Origin of the sequence: Bradyrhizobium sp., from assembly GCF_049581145.1 — a bacterium.
Taxonomy (GTDB): domain Bacteria; phylum Pseudomonadota; class Alphaproteobacteria; order Rhizobiales; family Xanthobacteraceae; genus Bradyrhizobium.
This window is the reverse complement of the sequence record NZ_JBAURI010000377.1, coordinates 1-7,965: the sequence shown is the minus strand read 5'-3', so window position 1 is coordinate 7,965 and position 7,965 is coordinate 1. Positions and strand designations below refer to the sequence as shown.

Genomic DNA, 7,965 nt, shown 5'->3' with positions numbered 1-7,965 from the left:
GAGCAATGCCTTGGCCTCGTCGCTCCACACGACGTCCTCATGCCGCCGCGCCGGAGTCGGATCGATGCGGTCGAGATCGGCGGCGAGCGGCAAAATGTTGAAAAGTGCGTCGAACAGCGCGTTGCAGACTTCCTGCACCAGATAGGTCGCGCCGGAATAGCCCATGAAGGGCGTGCCGGTGTGGCGGCGGATCACCGCGCCCGGAAACGAGGCCGGAACGTAGATCGCGCGGCCGCCGGTCTCGGCGAGGTACATGCGCTCGTTGTAGCTGCCGAACATGATCAGCGGCGGCTTCTCCCGCACCGCCGCGCGCACGGCGTCGTTGTCGGGTTTGACGCCAGCCCTGCGCGCAAAGCAGAATGTGCAAGGCAGGCCCATTTCGTTCTGCAGGAAATGCCGCACGCCGCGCGCATAGGTTTCATTGGCGACGATGGCAAAGCTGGCGGTGCCGAAGAAGTCCTGCGTCACCGAACGCCAGAGATCCCACAGCGGCTTGATTGTGGTGTGCTTCTCGCGCTCGATGAACGGTTCCGGATCGAGGCCGAGCAATTCACCAAGCGTGCGCAGGAATTTCGTCGTGCTGTGCAGTCCGATCGGCGCCTGGAGATAGGGGCGCTCCAGGGCCTCGCACAGCATGCGGCCGAACTCGCGGTACATGCAGACATTGACGTCCGCGTTGACGAGCTTTGGGATGTCGGCTAGGTGGCTGCCGAGCGGAAACACCATGTTGACGTCGGCCCCGATGCCTTCAATCAGGCGGCGGATCTCGGCGAGATCGGACGGCATGTTGAAGGTGCCGTAGATCGGCCCGATGATGTTGACCCGCGGCTTGACGTCGCCAGCGCGAGGTTTGCGCTCCGGTATTTTCTTGGGGCCGTATTCCTTCCAGAGCCATACGATGGCCCGGTCGGCGCTTTGCCACTGATCCTCGTCGATGGTGCGCGGCAGGAAGCGCTTGATATTGGTGCCTTCGGGAGTCACGCCGCCGCCGATCATTTCTGCGATCGAACCGGTGACCACGACAGCCGGCAGATACGGATCAAGCACGCGATGCGCGCGCTTCATGGCAGCCTCGGTGCCGGTCTGCCCCAGTTCCTCCTCGCCGAGACCGGTCACCACGATCGGCAGTTCGTGCGGCGGCAACGCGTCGGTGTAATGCAACACCGACGTGACCGGCAGATTCTCGCACCCGACCGGGCCATCGATGATGACCTGCATGCCCTTCACCGCGGTGAAGGCATAGACGGCTCCCCAATATCCGCCGGCGCGATCATGGTCGAGGACGAGCATCAGATCATCTCCTCGGCTTTGCGTTTTCTGGCCTGGGCCTCGATCTGCTTTCTGTATTTCTCCCGGAAGGCGCCGTTTTCTTTTGGCGTATCCTCCCAAATTCCGGCGGCGTGGCCGTCGCCGACGTCGCCAAAGAAATCCTTCATCTCGTCGAAGCGGCCCTGATTGGCGAGCGCCGCATTGACGACCTGCGCCAACGAGCCCGCGCCGGCCACGCCGAACAGCGGACGCGCCGAAATCAGGTTGGTGAAATACAGCGCCGGGATCGCCAGCTGCTTTGCTTTTTGCACCACCGGCGTGGTGCCGATTGCAAGGTTGGGCCTAAACTCGTCGACCGCGGCCAGGTCCATCTCAAGCGAGGCGCGATATTGAACGCGGGTACCTCGCGCCTGAAGCCATTCGCAATCCGCTTCCGACCATGGCGTGCGCGGACAGGCGGTGCCGACATAGGGCACCTCGGCGCCGCTTTCGATCAGGAGACGGGCAACCAGCAGTTCCGAGCCTTCATAGCCCGAGACGGTGATCCTTGCGCGCACCGGCTTTGCGGCCAGTGCGGCCTTGATCAGCGGCAGGAAACGGCTTTTGGCGTCATCGATCCTGTTGCGGTCGACGTTGCAGGCCGCGCCGATCCGCTCGAGCCAGGCTTCGGTGCCGTCATGGCCGACCGGCGCCGAACCGACGATCTTGCGGCCGGCGAGATCGAACTGACGGCAGCTTGCCGTGTAAAACGGGTGAATGGCGGCAACCACCGAACAATCGAGTGCCGCGTAGAGTTCGCGCCATTCCCGGGTCGGCACCACCGGGCCCGCCGCGAGCCCCAGCGCCTCCAGCATCATGCCGATGCCGACGGGATCGGCTGGGAACATCTCGCCAAGCAATGTGACCGTCGGCTGCTGGTTCCGGCCGCCACGCGGCGCCTGCACCGGCCCGTGCTCGATTTCCTTGCGGGCATATTCGAGCATTGCGGCTGCGAGCACGTCCTTGGCCTCGGCATGCGTGGGCACACCAAAGCCCGGCACGTCGATGCCGATGATCCGCACCCCGTTGATTTCGTCGGGCAGCAGATCGAGCGGTACGCCAGACGCCGTCGGAACGCAGAGATTGGTGATGATGATGGCATCGTAGAGCGCGGGATCGGCGAGCTTGAATACGGCCTCGCGGATGTCCTCAAACAGCTTGCCAGTCACCAACGTCTCGGAATTGAAGGGGACATAACCCACCGTTCGCCGCGCGCCGTAGAAATGCGAGGTGAAAGTCAGGCCATAGACGCAGCAGGCCGAGCCCGACAGAATCGTCGCGGTGCGGCGCATCCGCAAGCCGACGCGCAGCGAACCGAAAGCCGGACACATGCTTTGCGGCTGATCGTGTGGCCCTTTCGGATAGTCGGCGGCGTAGCGGTCGAGGATGTCACTCTTGCCGGAAGACAAGGCCGCCGCCTTCAGCGCGGCGGCGCCGGCATGACAGCGGTGGCCATCGCCTGAGGTCGCAGCATGGTCGATGGCGGGCGGCGCGCCAGCGCGAGCCGCGGACTCGATGGCGCCGTCCGCCTCAGCCGGATCGTTCACGACAGACTCGGCTATCGCACCGGCATATCGAGGCAGGATCACATTCATGTCGCCCTCCGCACCAGGCTGCTATCACGCGACGTCGTAAACGACTTCGAGCGACGGCTTGTCGACGACGGACCTGCCGCACATGTCCTGCATGGTGGCGGGTTCCAGAACCACGCCGCGGCCGACGACTTCGCTCTTGAACAGGCCGAGCAGACCGTCCTGCGTCAGGGGCGCAGGACGGACTGGGGGCGCCAGCGCGACATTGCCGGCGAGTTCCTCGAACAGCCGAGACCACTGCCCGCCCGGCAGGCCGATGATTTCGTAGTTCGCGCTTTTCTTGCGGATATCGTCGTCGGCCGGGATCGCCGCGAGCACGGGAATGCCGACGCTCTGCGCGAATGCTGCGGCTTCGCCGGTGCCGTCATCCTTGTTGATGACCATGCCGGCAACGCCGACGTTGCCGCCGAGCTTGCGGAAATATTCCACTGCCGAGCAGACATTGTTGGCGACGTAAAGCGACTGCAGATCGTTCGAGCCCACGACGATGACCTTCTGACACATGTCGCGCGCGATCGGCAGTCCGAACCCGCCGCAGACCACGTCGCCCAGGAAATCGAGCAGCACGTAGTCGAAGCCCCACTCATGGAAGCCGAGCTTCTCCAGGAGTTCGAAGCCGTGAATGATGCCGCGGCCGCCGCAGCCGCGGCCGACTTCCGGGCCACCCAACTCCATGGCGAACACGCCGTCGCGCTTGAAACAGACGTCGCCGATCTTGACTTCCTCGCCAGCGAGCTTCTTTTTCGACGATGTCTCGATGATGGTCGGGCAGGCGCGGCCCCCGAACAACAGCGAGGTTGTGTCGCTCTTGGGATCGCAGCCGATCAGCAGCACCCTCTTGCCCTGCTGCGCCATCATGTAGGACAGATTGGCGAGCGTGAAGCTCTTGCCGATGCCGCCCTTGCCGTAGATCGCGATGATCTGGGTCTCCTTGGCGACCGGTGCCGTCACCGGCGCTTCCGGCTCGATCGCAGCTTCGGCCCGCAGCGCGTCCATCATGCTGATTTGAGGCACGACATTCATGAGAGGGAACTCCAGTTCAAAACCATCTTGAGACAGGCGGCATCCTCGAAGGCCGTACGATAGGCATCGGCCGCCTCCCGGACGTCGTGATGATGGGTGATCAGGCCATCGAGCGACAGGCGTCCGGCTTCGATCAGTGCCTTGGTGGCGATCAGATCGGCTGGTTGCCATTCGGCGGCAACGCGCATGCGCGCCTCGCGCATGAAGGCCGGCGGAAATGCAAACGACAGCGGCTCGCCGTAGAAGCCGGCCAGTACGATTTCGCCGCCCGGCGCCAGGCGGCCGATCAGCGAATCCAGGAGATTGCAATCACCGCTGACGTCGTAGATGCTGCCGTAATTGCGGCACGTGTCGTGCTCGGGATCGAGCACACCGTAACCGACCGCTCCGCCGACGCGGGCCGGATTTTTCTCCCATACCACGGGCGGATCATTTCCGACGGCGATCGATAGCCGCGCAAGCAGCCGACCGAGAACGCCATGGCCGACGATGCAGTTCGGCGCGGTCGCGCCTCGCGCCGATATGGCGTGGTAGGCCGTCGCCGCCAGCGCCAGCAGGATTCCGCGATCGCCGAGATTTTGATCAAGCGGCACCACGCGCTTGACCGGCACCACCAGACGCGATGCCGACGCACCGAACAGTCCGCGCACGTCGCCGAAACATTTCGCACCGGGAACGAACACGCGCTGCCCGGCATGGAGGCCAGAGGACGATCCCGCTTCCACCACGCGCCCGACCGACTCGTAACCGGGAACGAGCGGATATCCCATTCCCGGAAAGGGCGGCATGCGACCCGACCACAGCAGCCGCTCGGTGCCGGTCGACACCCCACTCCATTCGACATCGACGACGACGTCATCTGCGGTCGGCCGGGTCAAAGCCAGCCGGCTGAGCTCGACCTGCTCCGGCTGCTTCAGTACCACTGCGATGGTTTCCATCGCCCACTCCGATCTTGAACGGCACGGAATGTGACTCCGCGCCTGTAACGATAAACTTACAGTCATGACTGTCAAGTTTAATTAACATAATTTTTGCGGGCTGTGATGACACTGGCCAGCATCGGCATTGCCGCCGGTCGCAGCGCGATATCGACGAATCCGGCTTCCGTGAGCATGTCGCGCAGCCGCTCGAAGCGTCGGGGCCGCCCGCTGCCCATCGCCCGAAGGTAGACGGCGAAATACGCGTCGCCGATCGGCTCGCAGCCGCGGATACCGGCCAGGGGTTCGGCGATCAACAGCATTCCCCTGCCCGGGAGCGCCCGATGGATCGCGCGCAGCAAGGTCATCACACGGGCGTCGCCATGGTCGTGAAGCACCCGCACCAGGGAAACGATATCGGCGCCGTCCGGCAGCCGATCGGTGAGAAAGCTGCCGCCGATGGCGACCGCCCGGGGCGACAGCCCGGCGTCACGGAACCTGCCGCTGGCCTGGTCGGCGACGGCGGGAAGATCGAACAGCAAGCAGCGCAGCTTCGGGGCTTGGGCCGCGACCGCCGCAATGAACGCGCCATCGCCGCCTCCGATGTCGAGCAGGCAGCGATGGCGCCTGAACGAATAGGCCGACAGCACCTGCTGCGCGATCATCGGCTGCGATGCCGCCATCAGCGCGGTGTACGGTGCAATCGCTCCATGGGACAGACGGGCCGGCTGACTGTTACCCGCATAGGGCCAGTAACCCGCGAGTTGGCCTGCCCCGGCGTCGCCGCGCAACAGCGCGACTGGATCCTGCAGGTCGCCGTAGAGCATCGCGTGATGCTCGATCATGGCGATCACGCCGGGATTGCCCATCAAGGCTGCGCCGCGCGAGCCAAGGCCATAGCGCCCATCGCTCCGACGCTGCAGCAATTTGAGCGATACCGCCGCATCGAGCAGCAGCACGGTCGTCTCTTGCGGCAATGACAGACGGGAAGAAAGTTCGCTCGCGCAAAGCGGCCCCGCCGCCAGTTGATCGAACAGCCGGAGCTGGACGCAGGCGAGCAGAACTTGCGAATAGACAAAGCCGGCGCAGAGATCGAACAAATCCGCGGCCCGCCGCCGCGCGATCGGCCGGGTCAGCGCAAAAGCGCCTGCAAATCGCTGGAAACCAGGATTTGACAGGATGGAATCGCGCATTCCCAGCAAGCGGTCCAGCAATGACAATCGGGACGAGCCACCGATGGCCGAGGTTTGATCATCCTCGTCTGCACGCCGCTCATCGGATGCTTCGCTGGCCATTCCGCGATGCGCGAAGGTGGCCATGACGGCTACGCTGCGGCTCGCGCAAGCTTTGCAGGCACCAATCGCTTGGCTTCCGACAGCATCAGCGAACGCAACTCGGCGCCATGCGCGCACGGCGGTATCGCATCGATCGCGCCCCCCACCAGTTGATGCAGCAGGTTCAGCGCGCCATCGAGGCCAAGCTCGATCACCGCGCTCGGACGGCCCAGTGCGAGATCACGTCCCACCGGCTTGCCGATTTCGTCTTCGTCGGCCGCGGCATCGCGAATATCGTCGGCGACCTGATAGGCCTCACCGAGCTTCTCCCCCACCATGCGCCACGGTGCGGCGTCGGCGCCGGCCGACGCCGCACCTGCGACTGTCGCGGCTGCAAACAACGCGCCGGTCTTGGCACGATGATAGTGCGCAAGGTCAATCTGCGATTCGCATTCCCAGGCCTGGCCGGCAACGATGCCCGCGGGCACGCCGACCGATTGCGCAATCGTCAGCGTGAGCGCGGCGAGCCGCTCCGGTTTGCCCTCGATCCGCGCCAGCGTCTGGAACGCGAGCACGATCAGCGCATCCCCGGTCAGCACAGCGAGCGGCTCGCCAAATGCCTTGTGGACCGAGGGGCGCCCGCGCCGCGTCTCCGCCGCATCGAAGCAGGGCAGATCGTCATGCACGAGCGAGGCACAGTGCAGCAGCTCGAGCGCTGCGGCGGCGGCCTCGGTCGCAATCGGATGGTCCTCCCCGCATGCGGCTGCGACGCTGTGACAAAGCCGCGGCCGAATACGCGCCCCCTTGGGAAATACCGCATAGCGCATGGCTTCGGCGAGCCGGGGCGGACAACCCGGAATTTCTGCCAGAGCAACCGCCTCGTTCAGGGCCCGCTCGATCCGGCTGCTGACATCCATGGCTCGCTCCCTGGGTTGGCGCACATGTCAATTTATCTTGTCATTTGGAGTGTAAATAAATATGGACAGTTGTCAATCGAGGATCACGGAGCATCGCTGATGCCCAGAGATCGTGTGGTGGTCGTCGGCGCGGGCGTGGCGGGGCTGGTTGCAGCCTTCGCACTCGCAGCACGCGGCCTCGACGTCACGCTGCTCGAACGGGGCGCAGCCCCTGGCGGCAAGATGCGGCAGATCGCCATCGGCGATGCCCGGATCGACAGCGGACCCACCGTCTTCACCATGCGCTGGGTATTCGACGAATTGTTCGCAGCCGCCGGCAAGCATTTTGCCGACCATGTGCGTTTGCGTCCGCTCGAGATTCTCGCGCGTCATGCCTGGGACGAAAACGCCCGGCTGGATCTGTTTGCCGACCAGGACCGCGCGGTCGATGCGATCGGGGATTTCGCCGGCGCCGCGGAGGCCGCGCGCGACCAGAGCTTCTGCCGCGACACCCGGCGGATCTACGACTTGCTCGAAAAATCATTCCTGCGCGCGCCGCAACCCAGCATCAGCGGATTGATCGGCACTGGCGGCTTTCGCGGACTGACGCAACTGCATCAGATCAAACCGTTCGCATCGATGTGGTCGGCCCTGTCGCGATATTTTCACGATCCCCGGCTGCGCCAGCTGTTCGGACGCTACGCCACCTATTGCGGCTCCTCGCCGTTCAAGGCGCCGGCGACATTGATGCTGGTCGCCCATGTCGAGCGCGAAGGCGTCTGGAGCATCGACGGCGGCATGCAAGGCCTTGCCCGCGCACTCGCCGATTCAGCAAAGGCTCTGGGTGCGGGGATTCGATACGACCAAGACGTCGCCGAGGTTCTCATCCAAAAGGGGCGCGCCGGCGGCGTCAGACTTTCGAACGGCGAACACATTGAAGCCGACGCTGTGATCA

General features: G+C 64.6%; 7 protein-coding genes. 1 reads left to right on the top strand and 6 read right to left on the bottom strand.

Translation table 11 applies throughout. From position 1 onward, the window contains the following. The 6 genes from bchZ to WCB02_RS12200 form a co-directional block, all read right to left on the bottom strand. Positions 1–1,290, bottom strand: a 1,290-nt coding sequence (gene bchZ / locus WCB02_RS12225; protein ID WP_423958476.1) for a chlorophyllide a reductase subunit Z, incomplete at its 3' end; no start/stop codon positions are given. Further along, positions 1,290–2,903, bottom strand: a complete 1,614-nt coding sequence (bchY, locus tag WCB02_RS12220; protein WP_423958475.1) for a chlorophyllide a reductase subunit Y — start codon at positions 2,901–2,903, stop codon at positions 1,290–1,292. The genes bchZ and bchY, both read right to left, overlap by 1 nt. 24 nt (positions 2,904–2,927) lie before the next feature. Continuing rightward, positions 2,928–3,923 carry a chlorophyllide a reductase iron protein subunit X gene (locus WCB02_RS12215; protein WP_423958474.1) on the bottom strand — a complete coding sequence of 332 codons (996 nt, stop codon included), beginning with the start codon at positions 3,921–3,923 and terminating at the stop codon, positions 2,928–2,930. After that, entirely contained in the window at positions 3,920–4,861 is a 942-nt protein-coding gene (gene bchC / locus WCB02_RS12210; protein ID WP_423958473.1) for a chlorophyll synthesis pathway protein BchC, read from the bottom strand. Before bchC ends, WCB02_RS12215 begins: the two co-directional genes overlap by 4 nt. A 77-nt stretch (positions 4,862–4,938) precedes the next feature. After that, complete coding sequence (locus WCB02_RS12205) at positions 4,939–6,033, bottom strand: methyltransferase (RefSeq protein WP_423958472.1); 1,095 nt, start codon at positions 6,031–6,033, stop codon at positions 4,939–4,941. A gap of 131 nt (positions 6,034–6,164) precedes the next feature. Further along, positions 6,165–7,031: a polyprenyl synthetase family protein gene (locus tag WCB02_RS12200; RefSeq protein ID WP_423958471.1), complete on the bottom strand. Its 867-nt coding sequence runs from the start codon at positions 7,029–7,031 to the stop codon at positions 6,165–6,167. Positions 7,032–7,130: 99 nt separating this feature from the next. Between WCB02_RS12200 and WCB02_RS12195 the strand changes: the two genes are divergently transcribed. Continuing rightward, positions 7,131–7,965, top strand: an 835-nt coding sequence (locus WCB02_RS12195) for a phytoene desaturase family protein (protein WP_423958470.1), incomplete at its 3' end; no start/stop codon positions are given.